The 18,963-nt window shown below is 67.0% G+C and carries 20 protein-coding genes and 1 pseudogene; 10 read left to right on the top strand and 11 right to left on the bottom strand.

Features of this window, described 5'->3' with window-relative positions; all coding sequences use genetic code 11:
* The 3 genes from C6A87_RS19310 to C6A87_RS19300 all read left to right on the top strand — a co-directional run bounded on the left by C6A87_RS19310 (window position 1) and on the right by C6A87_RS19300 (window position 2,451).
* The gene (locus C6A87_RS19310; RefSeq protein ID WP_311113746.1) at window positions 1-1,149 is read left to right on the top strand and encodes an acyl-CoA dehydrogenase family protein; all 1,149 of its coding nucleotides are present in this window, start codon (window positions 1-3) and stop codon (window positions 1,147-1,149) included.
* Window positions 1,150-1,306: 157 nt separating this feature from the next.
* Complete coding sequence (locus C6A87_RS19305) at window positions 1,307-1,954, top strand: TetR family transcriptional regulator (RefSeq protein ID WP_311113745.1); 648 nt, start codon at window positions 1,307-1,309, stop codon at window positions 1,952-1,954.
* On the top strand, window positions 1,951-2,451 hold the full coding sequence (locus C6A87_RS19300) for a hypothetical protein (RefSeq protein WP_311113744.1): 501 nt from the start codon (window positions 1,951-1,953) through the stop codon (window positions 2,449-2,451). Before C6A87_RS19305 ends, C6A87_RS19300 begins: the two co-directional genes overlap by 4 nt.
* A gap of 2 nt (window positions 2,452-2,453) precedes the next feature.
* Here the strand turns inward: C6A87_RS19300 and C6A87_RS19295 are convergent, their stop codons facing one another.
* From C6A87_RS19295 to C6A87_RS19280, 4 genes are read right to left on the bottom strand one after another with little or no spacing between them, the layout of a single operon-like run.
* Window positions 2,454-3,419 carry an NADPH:quinone oxidoreductase family protein gene (locus tag C6A87_RS19295; RefSeq protein ID WP_311113743.1) on the bottom strand — a complete coding sequence of 322 codons (966 nt, stop codon included), beginning with the start codon at window positions 3,417-3,419 and terminating at the stop codon, window positions 2,454-2,456.
* Between the two features lie 7 nt (window positions 3,420-3,426).
* On the bottom strand, window positions 3,427-4,413 hold the full coding sequence (locus C6A87_RS19290) for a phosphotransferase family protein (RefSeq protein ID WP_311118001.1): 987 nt from the start codon (window positions 4,411-4,413) through the stop codon (window positions 3,427-3,429).
* A 32-nt stretch (window positions 4,414-4,445) separates the two neighbouring features.
* Window positions 4,446-5,744 carry an acyl-CoA dehydrogenase family protein gene (locus C6A87_RS19285; RefSeq protein WP_311113742.1) on the bottom strand — a complete coding sequence of 433 codons (1,299 nt, stop codon included), beginning with the start codon at window positions 5,742-5,744 and terminating at the stop codon, window positions 4,446-4,448.
* An 18-nt stretch (window positions 5,745-5,762) separates the two neighbouring features.
* Entirely contained in the window at window positions 5,763-6,410 is a 648-nt protein-coding gene (locus C6A87_RS19280) for a TetR/AcrR family transcriptional regulator (protein ID WP_311113741.1), read from the bottom strand.
* Window positions 6,411-6,514: 104 nt separating this feature from the next.
* On the opposite strand from C6A87_RS19280, the gene C6A87_RS19275 reads away from it, so the two are divergent.
* The gene (locus C6A87_RS19275) at window positions 6,515-6,700 is read left to right on the top strand and encodes a hypothetical protein (protein WP_311113740.1); all 186 of its coding nucleotides are present in this window, start codon (window positions 6,515-6,517) and stop codon (window positions 6,698-6,700) included.
* Window positions 6,701-6,712: 12 nt separating this feature from the next.
* On the opposite strand, the gene C6A87_RS19270 is transcribed toward C6A87_RS19275, so the two are convergent.
* The 7 genes and pseudogenes from C6A87_RS19270 to C6A87_RS19240 form a co-directional block, all read right to left on the bottom strand.
* Window positions 6,713-7,666 carry an LLM class F420-dependent oxidoreductase gene (locus C6A87_RS19270; RefSeq protein ID WP_311113739.1) on the bottom strand — a complete coding sequence of 318 codons (954 nt, stop codon included), beginning with the start codon at window positions 7,664-7,666 and terminating at the stop codon, window positions 6,713-6,715.
* Between the two features lie 12 nt (window positions 7,667-7,678).
* Window positions 7,679-8,416, bottom strand: a complete 738-nt coding sequence (locus C6A87_RS19265) for a hypothetical protein (RefSeq protein ID WP_311113738.1) — start codon at window positions 8,414-8,416, stop codon at window positions 7,679-7,681.
* 10 nt (window positions 8,417-8,426) lie between these two features.
* Window positions 8,427-9,344, bottom strand: coding sequence for an NAD(P)-dependent oxidoreductase (locus C6A87_RS19260; RefSeq protein WP_311118000.1), 918 nt, complete (start codon window positions 9,342-9,344; stop codon window positions 8,427-8,429).
* An 11-nt stretch (window positions 9,345-9,355) separates the two neighbouring features.
* On the bottom strand, window positions 9,356-10,132 hold the full coding sequence (locus C6A87_RS19255; RefSeq protein ID WP_311113737.1) for an emopamil-binding protein: 777 nt from the start codon (window positions 10,130-10,132) through the stop codon (window positions 9,356-9,358).
* Window positions 10,133-10,167: 35 nt separating this feature from the next.
* Window positions 10,168-11,874 (bottom strand): VWA domain-containing protein, encoded by a 1,707-nt coding sequence (locus tag C6A87_RS19250; RefSeq protein WP_311113736.1) that lies wholly within the window; start codon window positions 11,872-11,874, stop codon window positions 10,168-10,170.
* Entirely contained in the window at window positions 11,871-12,671 is an 801-nt protein-coding gene (locus C6A87_RS19245) for a CbbQ/NirQ/NorQ/GpvN family protein (protein WP_396836901.1), read from the bottom strand. Before C6A87_RS19245 ends, C6A87_RS19250 begins: the two co-directional genes overlap by 4 nt.
* Window positions 12,672-12,678: 7 nt before the next feature.
* Window positions 12,679-13,858 (bottom strand): annotated as a pseudogene (locus tag C6A87_RS19240) (spirocyclase AveC family protein).
* A 133-nt stretch (window positions 13,859-13,991) separates the two neighbouring features.
* On the opposite strand from C6A87_RS19240, the gene C6A87_RS19235 reads away from it, so the two are divergent.
* The 6 genes from C6A87_RS19235 (at window position 13,992) to C6A87_RS19210 (ending at window position 18,959) form a co-directional block, all read left to right on the top strand.
* Entirely contained in the window at window positions 13,992-14,597 is a 606-nt protein-coding gene (locus C6A87_RS19235) for a helix-turn-helix domain-containing protein (RefSeq protein ID WP_311113735.1), read from the top strand.
* 207 nt (window positions 14,598-14,804) lie between these two features.
* A complete protein-coding gene (locus C6A87_RS19230; protein WP_311113734.1) occupies window positions 14,805-15,329 on the top strand; it encodes a hypothetical protein in 525 nt (174 codons plus the stop codon).
* A 260-nt stretch (window positions 15,330-15,589) separates the two neighbouring features.
* Entirely contained in the window at window positions 15,590-16,867 is a 1,278-nt protein-coding gene (locus C6A87_RS19225) for an aromatic ring-hydroxylating dioxygenase subunit alpha (protein WP_311113733.1), read from the top strand.
* Entirely contained in the window at window positions 16,864-17,214 is a 351-nt protein-coding gene (locus C6A87_RS19220) for a hypothetical protein (protein WP_311117998.1), read from the top strand. The genes C6A87_RS19225 and C6A87_RS19220 overlap by 4 nt, the downstream gene beginning before the upstream one ends.
* Window positions 17,211-18,470 carry an amidohydrolase family protein gene (locus C6A87_RS19215; protein ID WP_311113732.1) on the top strand — a complete coding sequence of 420 codons (1,260 nt, stop codon included), beginning with the start codon at window positions 17,211-17,213 and terminating at the stop codon, window positions 18,468-18,470. The genes C6A87_RS19220 and C6A87_RS19215 overlap by 4 nt, the downstream gene beginning before the upstream one ends.
* Before the next feature lie 33 nt (window positions 18,471-18,503).
* Window positions 18,504-18,959 carry a MarR family transcriptional regulator gene (locus C6A87_RS19210; protein WP_311117997.1) on the top strand — a complete coding sequence of 152 codons (456 nt, stop codon included), beginning with the start codon at window positions 18,504-18,506 and terminating at the stop codon, window positions 18,957-18,959.
* Window positions 18,960-18,963 lie beyond the last annotated feature (4 nt).

Below are 18,963 nucleotides of genomic sequence, written 5' to 3'. Positions count from 1 at the left end.
GTGCGCAGAGATCTTTTCACCGAGGACCACGAGGCCTTTCGCGAACTGGCCCGCGACTTCGTCGAGAAGGAGGTCGTGCCGCACTATCCGCAGTGGGAGAAGGGCGGCCGGATGCCGCGCGAGGTGTTCGCGCGGATGGGTGAGCTCGGCATGCTCGGCATGGCGATCCCCGAGGAGTACGGCGGCGGCGGTCAGCCCGATTACCGGTACAACATGGTGCTGCAGGAGGAGGCGGCTCGCGCGCTGGTGACGCTGTCGACGGTGCGCACCCAGCTCGAGGTGATCCTGCCCTACTTCCTGCACTACGCGAACGCCGAACAGCGCGACCGGTGGTTCCCCGGAATGGCGGCGGGCACGCTGCTCACCGCGGTCGCGATGACCGAGCCCGGCACCGGATCGGATCTCGCCGGGGTGCGCACCACCGCGGTCCGTGACGGCGACGACTACGTCGTCAACGGCGCCAAGACGTTCATCACCGGCGGCATGCAGGCCGACCTCGTCATCGTCGTCGCACGGACCTCCACCGACCCGGACAACCGCCGAAGGGGCCTCACGCTGCTGGTCGTCGAGGACGGCATGGACGGGCTCACCCGGGGCCGCGAGCTGGAGAAGATGGGCTGCAAGGTGCAGGACACCGCAGAGTTGTCGTTCGTCGACGTACGGGTCCCGGCCGCCAACGTGCTCGGTGAGGTCGACGAGGCGTTCGGCTATCTCGGGCACAACCTGCCCCAGGAGAGGCTGACCGTGGCCGTGGGCTCGGTCGCGCAGGCCCGCTCGGCGATCGCCGCGGCGATCGACTACACCCAGAGCCGCAAGGCGTTCGGCACTCCGGTGGCGTCTTTTCAGAACACCAAGTTCGAGCTCGCCGCCTGCTCGACCGAGGTGGAGGCGGCCCAGGCGATGCTGGACCGCGCGGTCGCGCTGCATGTCGAGGGCGAGCTGACGGGCGCCGATGCGGCCCGGGTGAAGCTGTTCTGCACCGAGATGCAGCAGCGGGTGATCGATCGGTGTCTGCAGCTGTTCGGCGGATATGGCTACATGATGGAGTATCCGATCGCCCGGCTGTACACGGACGCGCGGGTGGCCCGGATCTATGCCGGTACCAGCGAGGTCATGAAGGTGATCATCGCGAAATCCCTCGGCTTGTAGCGCCAATTCGGACTGACCACTGCGTTTACGGGTGTCTCGCGGGGGTCCGGGATACGCTGTGACAGCCGTCTAAACTCAATTTCGCTGAGACGCTTGTCACAGCAGGTAAACCTACCTACTGTGTGTTCACTAGGTTGGTTCAGCACCGAGGAGACGCTTGTCAGCCCCCGAGCCCGCAGCCGCCGATCTGGCATCGTCCAGACGGCCCTACGCGGCGTTGCTCGCCAAAGGTGAGGACCGCAGACAGCGGATCCTCGCGGTGGCGGAACGTCTGCTGGCTCGCAACGGATGGCGCGCGACGTCGCTGGCTCAGATCGCCGGGGAGGCCGGTGTCACGCCGGCCGGGCTGCTGCACCACTTCGAGTCCAAAGAACAACTGCTCAACGCCGTGCTCGACGCGCGCGACACCGACGACGACGAACACGCCGACCGCTCAGGGGATCTCGTCGACGCGGTGCGGCAGGTGCCCAAGCGCTTCGAACGCGCGCCGGAACTGGTGGGGACCTTCATGGTGCTGCTCGCCGAGAACATCGCTCCCGATGCGCCGCTGCACGACCGCCTGCACAAGCGCTATCGCGACGCGGTGGACATCATCAGGAAACTCATCGTCCGTGGTCAGCAGCAGGGGCTGTACCGCAGCGACATCGACGCGGCTGCCAAGGCCACGGAGATTCTCGCCTTCATCAACGGAATGGAGATCCAATGGTTGCTCGATCCTTCAATCCCGCTGACCGAGGTGTACAACGGATACGCGGAGTCGCTGGAGCGCGATCTGACGGCACCGGCACCGGCACCGCCGACATGAGATACCGCCTGGACATCGTGTCCCCGACGGTGTGCGACGCGGTGCGCTTCGCCGGCGGCTGGGTCTACGACCGAGTGACCGCCGGGTGGGACGTCACCGTCCTGGTGGGCCGCGACGAGGACGTGCGACCGCTGGAGATTCTCGGGGCCGAGGTCCTGGACCTGGAGTCGGTGCTGGGTGCCTGGGAACATCGGCCGCACCCGCAGACCGTCGCGGTGGCTGCCGACCTCTACGCCAGCGACGACCGGGTGCGCCTCGGCGTGCTCGGCGCCCTCGATCAGGGCGCGACCGAGGTGACGCTGTGGGGTGCGCCGGTGCCGGCCGAACTGGACAGCAGCGTGGGCCCCGTCGAACACCGGCTCAGCGCGGCCGCCCGGGCGTTCAAGGCGCAGGCACTCGCCGCGGCGTCCGGCTCACGTCAGACGATCGCCCCGACCGAGATGTTCAGCAGCGGCATGATGGTCTCGGTGGCCGCGGACCTGGTCCCGGCCAGCTGATCTCAGCGCAGGTCGATCAGGACCTTGCCGACCGCGCGCCCGTCGCCGACATGGTGCAGGGCCTCGGCGACCGCGTCGAGCGGGTAGACCGCGCCGACATGCGGTGCGGCCCGGCCCGCGATCAACAGTTCACGCAGTTCGGCCTCGTTGCGGCTGAACTCCGCAGCCGCAACGTCCTGGAACTGGAAACCCAGTACGTGAACTCCTTTGATCAGCACCAGATTCAGCGGGATGCGCGGAATCTCTCCGGAGGCGAACCCGATCGTCACGAAGCGCCCGCCCCAGGCGAGTGACCGCAGGGCGGGTTCGCTGAGGCCGCCGCCGACGGGGTCGAGCACCACGTCTGTCCCGTCGGGTGCCGCCTCCCGCAGCGCGGCACGCACGTCGCACTCGCGGTGGTTGATCAACCGCGCCGCTCCGTACCGCCCTGCGGCGGCAAGCTTCTCGCTCGACGATGCGACGGCGGTGACGTGGGCCCCGAGTGCTGCGCCCAGTTGCACCGCGGCCAGTCCTACGCCGCCACCTGCGCCGAGCACCACCAACCGTTCCCCGCTGCGCAACCGCGCCGTCGAGCGCAGCGCGTGGTATGCCGTGCGGTGGGCCACGCCGAACGCGGCCGCGGTGCGCGCGTCGATCCCGCCGGGCACGGGCGACAGACAGGCCGGGTCGACCACGACGTTCTGTGCGAAGGCGCCGACCATGCCGGTGCCGCTCACCCGGTCGCCGACCGCGAAATCCGCTACCCCGGACCCGATCTGGTCGATCACGCCGGCGAACTCGCTGCCCGGCACGAACGGGGGCGCCACCTTGACCTGGTAGGCGCCCGCCACCAGCAGCACGTCGGGGTAGTTGACCGCGGCAGCCTCGACGCGTACCCGCACCTGCCCGGGTCCGGCGGTGGGCGCGGTGCGTTCTTCGACGCGGATCACCTCGGGTGGCCCGTACTCCGGGCAGACCGCAGCGCGCACGGCGGCGCTAGCCCCGGTAGTCGGTGGACTCGGCGAGCTCTGCCGCCGACGCCATCAGGCTGGTCACCACCGGCCCGAACGCCAGCAGCTTCTCGTCGTCCCCGGCACGCTGGAAACCCTGCTCCAGCACGATCGCGAGCTTCCACTTGGCCAGCACCAGGTAGTAGTCGAGATCGTCGACCTGGCGACCGGACACCTCGGCGTAGTGGGCGACCACATCGTCGCGCGACGGCATCCCGCGCATGTCGACATAGCTCATCGCCCCCGCGTCGTCGTCGCCGGACGGCCAGGACTGCACCATCCAGCCGAGGTCGAGTTTGGGGTCGCCGACGGTACCCATTTCCCAGTCGACGATCGCGGCCATCTGCGCCGGCGCGCCGTGCCGGTACATCACGTTGGCGAACTGGTAGTCGCCGTGCATCAGGCCGGGGATGAAGTCGAGCGGCTTGTGCTGTTTCAGCCAGTCGGTGGCGACCTCGAGGCCCGGCAGTTCGCGGTTCTTGATCCGGTCCAGGAAGCCGATCCACCGGTCCACCTGACGTTCGTGGAAGCCGTCCGGCCGGCCCAGATCGTGCAGCCCCTTGGCTTTCCAGTCCACCTTCGACAGCAGAGCGATGCCTTCGGCCAGTTGGTAACTCAGGCCCGGGCGGGTGGAAGGGTCGCTGTCGAACGGTTCCGGCCATCGGCCGTGGGTGTCCATCGGCGACCACCCGTCGACGAAGCCCATCAGGTAGAACGGTCGGCCCAGCACCGATGCGTCGTCGCAGACACCGACGGCGGCGGTATGGGGCACATCGGTGCCGTCGAGGGCTTCGATGATCCGCCACTCCCGCAGGATGCCCTTGTCGCGGTCGGGCGGGGCGCCGGGCGGCGGCATGCGCAACACGCACTGGTGCTCACCGCGGGTGATCTCGAAGATGACGTTCTGGGTCCCGCCGGACAGGAAGCGTGCGCTCAGCGGTTCACCTTTGCCCGGCAGCGCGGCCGCATCCATCCAGTCGGACAGCCGCGCCGTGTCGATCCCGCTCACAGATTGCCCACCTCGTGGTCGAGGAAGTCCGCGTATTTGGCCAGTGCGGCTTCACGTTTGGCCGGGATCCATTCCGAGGGCCAGGTGCCCTCGGTGGGCCGGTAGTCGCGCAGCACCTGCTTGGCGACGGTCGTCTTGTGCACCTCGGTGGGTCCGTCGGCCAGCCCCATCACCGCGGCGCCGGTCACCATGCCCAGGAACGGCACCTCGTTGGTGACGCCGAGCGCACCGTGCACCTGCATGGCCCGCCAGGCGATGTCGTGCAGCACGGTGGGCATCACCACCTTGACCGCGGCGATGTCCTTGCGGACCTTCTTGTAGTCGTTGTACTTGTCGATCTCCCACGCGGTGTAGAGGACCATCAGCCGGAACTGCAGCAGCTGGGCGTAGGAGTCGGCGATGTAGCCCTGCACGAACTGCTTGTCCGAGAGCCTGCTGCCCTGGGTCTCACGGCTCAGCGCCCGCTCGCACATCATGTCCAGCGCCTTGCGGGACAGTCCGATGGTGCGCATCGCGTGATGGATACGGCCACCGCCGAGTCGGGTCTGGGCGATGACGAACGCCTGCCCTTCACCGCCGAGCAGCGCCTCGGCGGGCACCCGCACATTGTCGTAGTGGATCAGCGCGTGTGACCCCTCGCCGACGCGCTCGCCGTACAGGCCGACGTTGCGCTCGATCTTGACACCGGGGGTGTCGGTGGGCACCAGGAACATCGACATGCCCTGGTAAGCACTGACATCAGGGTTGGTGACGACCATGACGATCAGGAACGACGCGGTGGCGGCGTTGGAGGAGAAGAACTTCCAGCCATTGATCACCCAGTCGTCTCCGTCGCGCACGGCGGAGGTGGTGAACATCGTGGGGTCGGCGCCGGCATGCGGCTCGGTCATCGAGTAGCAGGAGAACAGCTCGCCCTCCAGCAGAGGCCGCAGATATCGCTGCTTCTGCTCCTCGGTCCCGTAGTGCGCGATGATCTCGGCGTTGCCGGTGTCGGGTGCCTGGCAGCCGAAGATGATCGGCGCCCACTGCGACCGTCCGAGGATCTCGTTGAGCAGCGCCAGCTTCAGCTGTCCGTAACCCTGGCCGCCGAGATCGGCGCCGAGGTGGGTGGCCCACAGGCCGCGGCGGCGCACTTCCTCCTTGAGGGGATCGATCGCCTCACGCCGCTTGCCCTCCAGCGGTACGAACTGCTGATGGGGAAACGCCAGATCGAGTGGCTCGACCTCCTCCCGGACGAATTCGTCGGCCCAGTCCAGCACCTTCTGGTACTCGGGGTCGGTTTCGAAACTCCACATGTCGGCCTCCTTGCCGGGTCAGTGCGTGAGGTACCCCTTGACCAGGGTGCAGATGTCGGCGGTGACGACCGCGGCGAACGAGCGCTTCCCGAACGCGCCGGCGGCCCAGTGCCGTGCGCCCTCGCTGACCATCGTCTGGGCGAGGTAGGCCAGATGGGCGACGTCGACGGTGTCCGGCAGCTTGCCGTCGCCGCGGGCACGGGTGAACAGCTCGGAGAACATGTCGGCGTCGGCCTCCGGCGGACCGCCCTCGGCGATGATCCGATGCTCGTGGCGGTAGCCCTCCAAGATCGTCTCGATGATCAGTTCCGGCGGATTGCGCGCCATGGAGCGCTCGAACGCCGTCAGTGCAGCGGACACGACAGGTTCGATGTCGTAGGGCTTCTGCAGTAGGGCGTGGATGGTTCGGTGCGCCGACTGCGTCGAAAGCACGCCGACCTCGAAGAGCACGTCCTCTTTGCGCGGAAAGTAGAAGTAGAACAACGCTTTGGAGACCCCGGCGGCGGTGCATATGTCGGCGACCGTGGTGGCCGCGTAACCCTTGGTCCGCCACAGCGCCATCGCCGCCTGGACAAGCATGCGCTTGGTCTCATGCGACCTGGCCCGCTGAAATGAAGCTCGGCGCTGACCGTGGTCAGCGCCGACCTCCCGCCGGGTAGCCGCCATGCCGCTGAACTTAACAGGCTCGGCGACGAGAAGGAATAGCTGACCGGAGTCCAACTATCGAGCCGGGCGGCAGGGCCGGGTCCGACCTCGTGAACAATGGGGGAATGGCTGCGCTGAAGTACGCCGCATTGGCATTCGCCGTGTTGGCGTTGACTGCCGGGGTGCTGCAGATCGCGGCCTACGCCTCCGGCGGCTGGCTGCGGCACCTGATCGTCGGCGTGTTCGCCTGTGCGGTCGGCTGCTCCGTGGGGGCTGCCGCCGTCGCGGCGATCGTGAAGTCCCGGCGCTGACCGTTCCGCCCACTACAGCTGAGCGGCCACCGATGCGATATATTGCGCTGTGCGGAGCCGTGATCGGCGTCGCTGGTCCGGATCCTGGCCGAGCCCGACGATGCGTGCAGCCAGATCGGTGACGCCGGCGTCGCGGTAACTACGGAGTCGCGCCAGCACCGCGGCTTCGTCGCCGGCGGCCATGGTGTCCCCGACGTCCTCGGCGTCGCCGTGTTCGAGCAGCGCGACGTAGTTGGGGGAGAAGTGCGCATGTCCGAGGATCTCGCTCGCGTACGCGCGGGCATCGTCGACGTCGCCGGGATCGCACAGCGCCACCGGGACACCGGCGACGATGCGCGGTGCCGGCCGGCCGGCATTCTGCGCGGCGTCGGTGATCCGCGGTGCGACGTGTTCGCCGATCGCGCGCTCGTCCGCCATCCACAACACGGTGCCGTCGGCCCGCTCGCCCGCGATCCGCAGCATCGTCGGCCCGAGAGCCGCGAGCAGCAGCGCGGGGGCGGTGTCGGCGACGTCGACCGGGCTGTGCACGTGAAAGGTGTCGTTGTCGACGTCGACCTGGCCGGGTCCGGCGAACGCGGCGCCGAGCACATCGAGGTGCTCGCGCAACGTGCGTACCGGCTTCTCATACGGAAGTCCCAACTGGCCGTGGATGATCCAGTCGTGGGACAGTCCCAGGCCGAGGGCGAACCGGCCGCCGCACGCGGCGTTGGTGGTCAACGCCTGCTGCGCCAGGATCAGCGGATGGCGTGTCTGTATCGGGACCACCGCCGTGCCGACTTCGATGGTGGTCGTCGACGCGCCCACCAACGCGACGGCGGTCATCGCGTCGAGGTAACCGGGCACCTGCGGGAACCAGAACGAGTCGAAGCCGGCGGCCTCGGCCGCGACAGCGTCGTCGATCAGGCCCGCCAACCGGTCTCGGCGATCGCGTTCCTTGTCGGAGCCGACCATCAGGCCGATGCGCATGGGTCTCCTTCGTTACGGCACACGGCGATCCCACTGGTGCGGGATGACGGGGTAGAACGGTGCAGCCAGCAGCGGGCCACCGCCGGTCCAGCGGTTGCGCACCACCGCGTCCATCCGGCCTGCGGTCACCACCGGGTCGTCGTCGAGGAAGCAGTAGGTGAGGTGTTGGCCCTGCGGGGCGCCGGCGAACGACCCGTGCGTCACCGACGTCGAGGTGCTCCACACCCCGGCGACCCCGTCGACCTCCAGAAGCTCCTCGGTCGTGGGGGCTTCGCGTTCGAGAAGCAGGATCACGCCGAGAACCGGCCACCACGGCAGCACGTCGGCACCCACTTTGATCCGAGGTGCCGCCGATCTGTCGCCGACGGTGTACACGCCTCGTTCGACCGGAGGCAGCAGTCGCAGCTTCCGGCCGGCATCGCCGAGTGCGATCGACAAGTCGTTGAAGGTCGTCAAGCCGGCGGGATCGGAGAAGAAATAGGACATCACGTGGTCGACGGCGTCGAACCGGTCGTCCCCGCCCCAGCGAGCCGCGCGACATTCGGGGGTGGACACCAGACGCAGCGATGCCCGCACGGCGCTGAGCCGATGTTGCTCCGGCCGGTGATCGAGCGTGTGCCATCGCAGGTACTCGGCATCGAGTCCCTCGGGGTGGCGGGCGGCCATGGACACGAACACGGTGCTGATGTCACCGCGTCCGGCGGCCAGCACGCCTTCCACGGTGTCGGACGGTGTCCCGGGTAGCTCCATCACGTCGTCGTCAGCTCGCCGTGGGCTTGTCGGAGAGTGTGAGCTCCGGGTGGCGCGCGGCAGCCATCCTCCGGAATCCCTCTCGCCACGGCACTTTTGTCTTGCCCAGCACCTCATGCATGTGCGTCACGTCGGGCCACAGCGGGGTGTGCGCGTCGGCGGTGTAGTCGAAGATGGGCTCGATGCCGACAAGTTCGCCCAGATACGCGCAATATTCCTCGACGCTGACGGTTTCGCTGCCTGCCCAGTTCACCACCTGGGGCGGTGTGCGGGCGACCTGCATTGCGCGGATGCCGAGCTCGACGTAGTCGTCCTCGTAGATCGGGTTGTAGTTGTTCGGTTGGTCGGGGTGGAGCCGAATCGGCCTGCGCGCCAGAATCGCATCGAGACGGTCTGCCGGTGAGCCGCCCTCGGGCCCGTAGGTCGAGCAGATTCTGATGATCGTCAGCGGGATGTCGTAGTGCCGGGAGATCCAGCTGCAGACCGCTTCGGCGGCGACCTTGGAGAAGCTGTAGTTCGCCCGCAGCGGGACTCCGGGCGGGTCGTCTTCGGTCAGCGGGCGCCTGCCCTGGTATCCGTAGATCGAACCGGTCGAGCAGAGCACGAATCCCTTGGCCGTCCGGCAATGGTGGAGCAGTTCGCCGGAGTTGTGTGCATTGGTCTCGAGCGCACGCCTCCATTCGCCCTGTCCCGGGTCGACGGCGGCGTGGAACACGTAGGTGAAATCGTCTGGTAGTCGGGAGAAGTCGACGCTGCCCAGATCCAGGGCCAGAGGTGTGACGCCCGCCGCGGTCAGCTTGTCCCGGTCAGCCGGATCGCGGAGCCTGGCGACACCCCAGACGTCGTTGTCCGGTGCCAGGGCGCGGGCGATCGGATACGCGATTTTGCCGGTGGCGCCGGTGATCAGGATTTTCTCGCCGCGAAGCACGGTTTCCGCGGTCAACGGCTCGGAACAACCGGGCCGGCGCGTCGGGTCAGATAGTCGATCTGCAGGTGGATCGAGTAGAGCACCAGCGGTGGCAACAGGATGAACGGGATGTTCTCGCCGATGAACTTGAACCCCAGCCCCCACCAGCCCTGCCCGATGTTGGTGAAGCCCGCGCCGACCTCGGCGAGGAAATAGACAGCGGTGCTGCTCATCAGGATGGCGCACCCGGTGAACGCGATCCACAGACATCTGATGCGTGCCTCGTCCGGCAGTCCCGGGCGAACCAGGCGGGTCCACATCACGAACACGGTGACGCCGGTGAGTACGCCGACGACCTCGAGCGCGAAGATCCACGGGTTGCCGCTGACGTAGCGGGTGTCGGCCAGAGCGTACTGCCACCACAGCCATTTCCAGCCCGGGTCGGTCGTCGGTGCCCACAGACCGAGCGGATGGCCGATGAGGAACATCAGCTCGTAGCCGATCTGACTGCCGGCGGTGTAAGGCAGGTAGAACAGCGTCAGTTCGGCGGCCTTGTCGAGCCGGGTACGCTTCTCTCCCGGCGCATTCCACAGGATGACGAACGGCAGCAGCATCACCGGGATGCCGAAGATCAGATTGACGACGACGTCGGTGGTGAAGCTCGGCGCGACGATCCCGGTGGCGACCCCGACGGTCACCGCCAGGAACATCGCGAAGGTGAAGATGCCGGTCCAGGTGTAGATCCGTAGCCGGTGCGGCGCCCAGGGCTGGGCGAGGTCCGGTACGTGCGCCTCGGTGGTTACCGCCACGGTGCTACCTCTGTCGGTTCTTTATCAACTACTTGTCAACTCGGGCGAGCATATATGCGGGACGGTCGCGGAGCGGAGAGTTCACGCAGGGCCGCCAGGAACAGTTGGTCCATCCGCGGGCTGAGTTCGGCCAGTGTCGTCCCGCTGGCGTGGCATGCCGAACCGAAGACCCGCGCCAGTGCGTCGGCGTCGGTGGTGGCGCCGATCGTCAGGCACAGGCACCCCATGCCATCGGCGCGCAGCTCCTCGAGTGCCTTCCGGGAATCGGCCTCGGCGTAGCGTCCCTCGTATCCGTCGTCGTACGGATGGCCGTCGGACAGCACCAGCAGCAACCGGTTCGGTGTGCCCGCCTGTTTCTTCAGGATCTCGCCGGCGCCTCGGATGCCGGCTCCCAGCCGTGTGTAGCCCGACGGCTGGAGTTGGTTGAGACGTGCCCGGCCTACCGCACCGAATCGTTGTCCGAAGGTCTTGATCGCGGGCAGGTGGACCGCGCGACGGCCCTGAGACCGGAACCCGTACACCGCGACGCGGTCGCCGAGTTCCTCCAGGGTCGCGGCCAGGATGGCAGCAGCGCGGCGCTGGTGTTCGTGAACCGCCAGACCGTCCTGGTCGGCGTCGGTCGCCGAACCCGACGCGTCGAGCAGGATCAGCACGCCGAGATTCCTGGCGACCCTCCTGCGTTCGGTGTAGACGTGTTCGGGCGGGGAGTGCCCCGAGTGCAGATCGACGAAGAGATCGATCAGCGCCTCGGTGTCGATGTCCTCACCGTCGGCCCGGGCACGCAACACCTTCGGGCCGAGCCCGACCCGGCTCAGGCGACGGCGCAGGACGGCATCGGCCGGGACCCCGGCCGCGGCGACGTCGGCGGTGGTCACCAACGGAAAGTCGATGACCCGGCACCAATCCTCACGGTATTCGTCGTGGTGGCAGTCCCATTCGGGATACAGGGCCCCGCCGATCCCGACGGCGCTGCCGGGGCTCTCGGCGCCGGTGAACCGGATCGGCGTCGGCACCGGTCGGGCGTGGGCGCCGGCGTGCAGCGAACGGCGAATGGACCCGGCCCGCAGCTCGCCCCCGGGCCCCTCGTTCTCGCCGGAACGCGAGCTGCCGAGCAGCTTGCGCAGGAAGTTCGCGGCGGCCTGGGCGCCGACGGGAACCTCGAAGATCTTCAGGATCCGGCTTCTCTCCGACGGTCGGTCGTCCTCATCTGTCTCATCGTCGGGTTCCGGTTCTTCGGCGTCGCCGAGCGACGATCCGACGTCGGCGTCGGTCGCGCGTGTTCCCGTGAACGCGGAGGAGCGCAGCAGCACCGCCGGTCTGATCGATCCGAACCACTCCGGTGGGTCGTCGATGTGCGTTCTACCCATGGCGAGGTCAAGAGATTCGGCACCATCTGCGGTCAACGCAGAGCCGGGGTAGACGTCGGCCGCCAGCGGAACCGACCGTCCGAGTTCCGCCAGCACCCGCCGACCCTCCAGCGACAGGTAGCGGCGCGCCGCCGCGGGGCGGCCCCGCAGACGCCGCACAAGGCGGGGGTCCAGACTTCCCGACCTCAGCAGAGCGCTCTGCACGAGCACCTCCCGGCGCCAGTCGTCCGCATCGCCGGCGGCGGAGACGAAGACGACGCTGCCGTCCGTATACGCGCGTTCACCCGCCGCAGCCTCGGCGACATCGAGCGTCCGCTCGGCGGCGAAGCTCGCGAGAAGTCGAAACCGTTCGGGGCCAGGGTCTTCGGAGCTCACGGCCGGGGGAGCAGGGCGTCGGCCAGTTCGCCGAGAGCGACGGTCACGGCGATATCGTCGGACAGGACCTCGACGACAGCGGACTGAACAGCTTCACGCAGGCTCAGGCCTTCGGCAACCAGACCCCCGGCGAGGATGAGCATCCGGGTCGAGGCCACCTCGTTGAGCGCCGAGCCGTCCAGGTCGCGGATGGCCGCACCCAGCATGACCAGCGTCTGCGCTGTCGAGCTATCGATGCCGGCCTCGCGCGCGACCACCTCCGCCTCGGCGTCCGCCGGAGGGAAGCCGAGCGTGATCGCGACGAATCGCTGCCTGGTCGACTCCTTCAGGCTCTTCAGGATGCTCTGGTAGCCGGGGTTGTACGAGATGACCAGCTGAAAGCCCGGTGCCGCAGCAAGAGTCGTACCCAGCCGGTCGATCGGCAACTCGCGGCGGTGGTCGGCGAGTGGATGGATGACGACCGTCGTGTCCTGACGGGCCTCGACGATTTCGTCGAGGTAGCAGATCGCTCCCTCCCGCACGGCTCGTGTCAGCGGGCCATCGACCCAGACGGTTTCGCCGCCCTTGAGGAGAAAGCGTCCGACCAGGTCCGCCGATGTCATGTCCTCGTGGCCGGCCACGGTGATGAGGTCACGTCCCAGTCGGTGGGCCATCGCCTCGACGAACCGGGTCTTGCCGCACCCGGTCGGGCCTTTCAACAGCACCGGAGACCCGCGGCGCGCCGCGGCGAGGAACGCGTCGACCTCGCGGCCGGTGGGCCGGTAGAACGGCGCCGTCGAGGAGGTGTCGGATGCCACCCGGATGTTACTGGCCCTCAACACTGTTCGCACCCTGGATAGGCACCACCGGCGGTATCGTCAATCCCTCTGGCATCACGAGTTCGCCGTCGTGGTTGATGTATCCCGAATGCTTGGTCGGCAGCGGAAGATCGGGATTCGGGCAGGGGCGATCGGTCCCCTCACCGCAAATCCCGGGATTGAAGTAGGAGCGCTTCTGAACGTCTTCCGGCCACGGGTCTCCGTGCATGCCGAGCCAGGTCGCGGGGACGTTGTAGAACAGGAAGAAGCACGCGCTGACCCCGCCGAAGATCGCCAGGAAGCGGATGAACTGCTGCTTGACGAATCCGCCGCGGATGTTGTCCAGTCCGCGTTCGACCACGGTCCGGCCCCGGTCATCGGTGAAGAAGCGCAGGCAGCACAGCGCCGCCTGGACACCGCCCCACATGAAACCCTCGTAGATCGGCCATTGGTAATACGTGCCCGCGTTGAACGACAACGACTGAATGGCACCGGGATAGGAGTAGAAGCCGATCGGCAGGAGGATGAGTCCCTCCATGATGAAGTCGAAGACGATCGCGATCGCGTAGGTCACCAGGATCAGGCGCAGGTTGCTGATCGTGGGCCACCGGTTCTTGATCTTGCGCATGATCGCGCAGCCGACGATGGTCAGCAGCAGGACGCCGTACATGTAGCCGGGAATGTTGGTGAGCAGCGGTTCGGGCACCGTGTGGCCGGGCTCCTCATGGGCCACCCAACCGGGGATGTGCGGGGCCCAGGAACCCTGGTTCCACAGCCATGCGTTGTAGGTGCACCAGGTGCTGTAGTAGTTGAGCATCGGATCCTGGAACATCATCAGCCCCATGGACACGAGCAGCATGCCGTCGAGCGTGATGCGCTTTTCCCGCACCCAGGGCCGGATGATGAAGAACCACAGGGCGAAAGGCAGGCCGATCCAGAGCACGACGGCGTTGGCGATCAGCGGGATCTTCATGTACATCGGTGGGTCGCTCGGGCCGCCTGGCCACCGGCTCGAAGTAGGGCCCGGTCACCCACCGGACGAACACATAGAGGGTGTACGCAAGGAACACGGCACCGATCGTCGCCCAGATCTTGAAAGCCCCCGACGACGAAGGCTTCTGATGCCCGAGTTCGGCAGTTCGCGTCGCCGATTCGGTGACGCCTGGTTTCTTCGATAGATCGCTCATCCGGTTTCCCCTCGCTGAAGGCAGTCGCCCGGGCGCGTTCCGAACGCGGCGCGGCGATCCGACGGATGCGAATATACTCATCAGTATCTGAGATTCCAATAGGTTGCTCAGATTCTGTGGCAGACTTTCTTTCATGGCGGAGCGGTGGACCCGGGAGCGGCGAGTCGAGCACACTCGGTCGCTGCTGTTGGACGCCGCTGAGGCTGTTTTTGGCGAAAAGGGTTTCACCGCAGCGACTCTCGACGACATCGCGTATGCGGCCGGCTACACCAAAGGTGCCATTTACAAGCACTTCGCCACCAAGGAAGACCTGTTCCTGGCCGTCAGCGACCGGTACTGGCGCCGCTACTTCGACAGCTTCGCCGAGGTGATGGCCTCGGCGAGCCGGGTCGGCGCTCATGAACTCGACGCGATCGCCGAACGTTGGCGTCAGCTCAGCAACGACCGCGGGGCCGAGCATGCTGCGCTCGGCCTGGAGTTCACGCTGTACCTGCTGCGCAACCCGGAAGCCAGGGAGCGGGTCGCGAACAAGCGCTCGGAGGTCGTCGAGAAACTCGCCGAGTTCATCGTCGACAGCATGGACAAATTGGGTGCCACGCTGACCATCTCGCCGTTGACCTTCGCCCAGGCACTGGTGGCCACCAGCGACTCGGTGATCCTGGGCAGTCAACTCGACGACGTCGACCTCTATCGGCCGGTCATCGAGATGTACACCGCGGTCATCACGCTGCCGAGCTGATCCGGGATCGGCGCCGAGCAGACGCGAAATCGCACTGTTCGGGCCCTTTTCGTGCGATTACATGTCTGCTCGCCGACCACGGGCGCGGCGTCGGGGCCAGTCTTGCGATTCATCGATGTATCACGGATACGCGTATGTATATTCAACCAGGAAGCGGTCGGTGGACGTCCCGCTGCAGGTATGGCAGTCGAAAGGAATTGCTCCGTAATGGATCTCGTTGAGCGCATCGCCAAGCACCGGAGAATGGCCGAGAGTTACCGCGACAAGTACGTGCTCCAGAAGGTGCAGCAGGGGGAGAGCTACGACGAGTGGGAGTTCGCCGACGACGCGGTGTACACCTCGCCGTACTTCGTCGCCGAGCAGGAACTGGTGCTCAAGGACGTCGCGACCCACTGGGACACCGCGGCGACGATCGAGGCCAAGGCCTACGGCATCACCTTTCCCGACTGGAAGCCTGTCGACTTCAAGGTCTGGCCGGCCGAGAACGGATTCGTGCAGCGCTACCGCTGGGAGGGCACGAACGTCAATACCGGCGCGGTGATGGGCTTCTACTCGATCAGCTTCGTCGAGACCGACGAGGAATGCCGGATCGTGCACTGGTCCACCTACGTCAACGACGAGGAGTACGGGCCGTTCCTCCAGGCGGCGATCGGTGCGCGCGGGCCGTTCCGCGGTGACGACTACATGCAGGCCCTCGCCCGGCATTTCGAGAAGCACAACCTGACGTTCTGAGGCCGCCTCCTCCCGGCGAGCAGACGCGAACTCGCACGTTTTCACTCCGTTCTGTGCGATTTTGTGTCTGCTCGCGATGGGAGCGCGGCGCTCGCGAATATCAACTACTTGCGATTGGTGTCTGAAGCAGATACCGTCGGCCTTGTCGTCTCCTGCGATATGGCGAAAAGTCAGCTGTGCCTGATGGTTTCCCTGAGAGTGGACCGGGGCGCTTCGCACGCGGGCGGCGCGGCAGTGGCGGCAGTCAAGAGGAGACGACGATGGCCCGATTTCCGAAGCCGGCAGAAGGCAGCTGGACCGAGCACTATCCGCAGTTGGGAACCGGCCCGGTCTCCTATCGGGACTCGGTGGACCCGCAGTTCTACGAAATCGAGCGCAATGCGGTGTTCAAGCGGGCCTGGCTGAACGTGGGCCGGGTGGAACAGGTTCCGCGTAAAGGCAGTTATTTCACCAAGGAACTCAAGGTCGTCAACACCTCCATCATCGTGGTGCGGACGACCGCCGGCGAGGTCAAGGCGTACCACAACATCTGCCGCCACCGCGGCAACAAGCTGGTGTGGAACGAGATGCCGCTGGAGGAGACCAGCGGCGTGTGCCGTCAGTTCACCTGCAAGTACCACGCGTGGCGCTACGACCTGGACGGCAACCTGACTTTTGTGCAGCAGGAGGGCGAGTTCTTCGATCTCGACAAGAGTCGCTACGGGCTCGTGCCGGTGCACTGCGAGGTGTGGGAGGGCTTCATCTTCGTCAACTTCGCGAAGGAGCCCGAGCAGACGCTGCGCGATTTCCTCGGTCCGATGATCACCGATCTTGAGGGCTATCCGTTCGACAAGATGACCTCGCGGTTCCATTACCGGTCCGAGGTGAAGGCCAACTGGAAGCTCTACATGGACGCGTTCCAGGAGTTCTACCATGCCCCCGTACTGCATGCGAACCAGTCGCCGACCGCCTACTCCAAAGCCGCGGCCGAAGCCGGCTTCGAGGCGCCGCACTATCGCATCGACGGTCCGCACCGGTTGGTGAGCACCTCAGGTGTGCGTGCCTGGGAGATGGCCGACGAGATGCGCAAGCCCATCGAGGACATCTGCCAGAGCGGGCTGTTCGGGCCGTGGGACAAGCAAGATCTCGGGCCGATGCCCGAAGGGCTCAACCCCGCGAAATGCGATCCGTGGGGCCTGGATTCGTTCCAGTTGTTCCCCAACTTCGTGATGTTGTTCTGGGGTCAGGGGTGGTACCTGACCTACCACTACTGGCCGACGTCGCACAACAGCCATATCTTCGAGGGCACGCTGTACTTCCCGCAGCCGCGCACGCCGCGCGAGCGCATCGCGCAGGAACTGGCCGCGGTCTCGTTCAAGGAGTACGGGCTGCAGGACGCCAACACCCTGGAGGCCACCCAGTCGATGATCGAGTCGCAAGTGCTCGACGAGTTCGTGCTCTGCGACCAGGAGGTGCTGATCCGTCATCTACACACCGAGACCGCGGCGTGGGTCGAGGACTACCGGCGCAGGACCGAGCAGGTCGGGCAGGGGGTCTGAGCGTGGACGTGTCGACGCAGACCGCCAAACTCCCCGCTGAGTTCGCCGATCTCGAGCAGTTCGCCGACTGGTGCCTGGCCACCGAGGCGGAACGCTACGGCAAGCGCCTCGCCAGCACGATGCGTGACATGCAGGCCTTCTACGACGCGATCACGCCGCGCGCGGAGGAGGCCATCGCCTACTGCGACAAGTTCGCGCTCGACGATCTTCCCGACGACGTACTGAACCTGATGCGCCTGCTGTATTCGATGATCCAGGTGTCGTTTCCGGTCGAGTGCTGGAAACAGCCGAAGGTGCCGGATTCCGGCGCGACGTCGCTGGACTGCGATTCCGAACCCGTCCCGTGACGACCACCGTCCTCCGGGCAGCGCGGTGGGTCGACATCGACTCCGGCCGGGTGCGCACGCCGGCCACCGTCGTGGTCGTCGACAACCGCATCCATGCGGTGAATCCCGCGGTCCTGCCGCAGGACGCGGACGAGACCATCGACCTCGGCGACGTCACGCTGTTGCCGGGACTGATGGACATGGAGCTGAACCTGCTCATCGGCGGGCCAGGGGGACCGGAGGGCCTGCCCAGCCCGATGCACGGGGTGCAGGACGATCCGGTCTACCGCACGCTGCGGGCCGCGGTGAACGCCCGCAGCACCCTCGACGCCGGCTTCACCACGGTGCGCAACCTCGGGCTGATGGTCAAGACCGGCGGCTACCTGCTCGACGTGGCCCTTCAGCGGGCCATCGACCAGGGCTGGCACGCCGGGCCGCGCATCTATCCAGCCGGGCACGCGGTGACCCCGTACGGCGGGCACCTGGACCCGACGGTTTTTCAGCGGCTCGCGCCGGGGATCATGCCGCTGTCGGTGGCCGAGGGGATCGCCAACGGCGTCGACGACGTGCGCGCGTGTGTGCGCTACCAGATCCGGCACGGCGCGAAGCTGATCAAGGTGTCGGCCTCGGGCGGGGTGATGTCCCACAGCACGGCGCCGGGCGCACAGCAGTACTCCGACGAGGAGTTCGCCGCGATCGCCGACGAAGCGCACCGCGCCGGTGTGCGCGTTGCCGCACATGCGGTGGGGGACAGCGCTATTCGCGCGTGCATCCGCGCCGGCATCGACTGTATCGAGCACGGCTTCCTGGCCACCGACGACACCATCGCGATGATGGTCGACCACGGCACCTTCCTGGTGTCGACCACCTACCTGACCGAGGCGATGGCGATCGACCGCATCGCACCCGAACTGCGCAAGAAGGCGGAGGTGGTGTTCCCGCAGGCCCAGGCGATGCTGCCCAAGGCCATCGCCGCCGGCGTGCGGATAGCCTGCGGCACCGACGCGCCCGCGGTACCGCACGGGCAGAACGCCAAGGAGCTGTGTGCCCTGGTGTCGCGGGGGATGACGCCGATGCAGGCGCTGCGCGCGGCGACGGTCACCAGCGCCGAGCTCATCGAGGCCGACGACGAACTCGGCCGGCTCGCCGACGGCTACCTCGCCGACATCATCGCGGTGGGCGGGGACCCGTCGAAGGACATCGCCGCCACCCTCGACGTGCGGTTCGTGATGAAGGACGGGGTGGTCCACAAGCACGTCGCGGCCACGCCGGACTAGCGTGAACGCATGGAGGCGCACGAGGTGGCAGGCATCGAGCTCACCGACAACATCCTCTGGCTGCTCAAGCAGGCCTTCTACTTCTCGCTGACCAGCGTGAACGAAGCCGTCGCCGAGCACGGTGTGAGCACGGCGCAGATCGGTGTGCTGCGCCAGCTGGCCAACGAGCCGGGCCTGTCCGGCGCCGAACTGGCCCGGCGGCTGCTCATCACCCCGCAGGGTGTACAGCTGGCGCTGACCGCACTGGAGAAGCGCGGGCTGGTGGAGCGCAAACAGAACCCCACGCACGGCCGAATCCTGCAGGCCTTCCTGACCGAGGAGGGACGCAAGGTGGCGGCCGCGGTGGTCAGCGACGCAATCACCGCGCACGACAAGGTGTTCGGCGTGCTGTCCAAGGCCGAGCAGCAGACGCTGCGCGAACTGCTGGGGCGGGTGGTCGAGCAGGGGACGGGCCATGAACTGTATGCCGACCACGTCGACCCCAACTAGTCGC

Source organism: Mycobacterium sp. ITM-2016-00317 (assembly GCF_002968295.1).
In the GTDB taxonomy this organism is placed as follows: domain Bacteria; phylum Actinomycetota; class Actinomycetes; order Mycobacteriales; family Mycobacteriaceae; genus Mycobacterium.
Note: the sequence above shows the minus strand (reverse complement) of the source record. Positions and strands in the feature narration are given on the sequence as shown.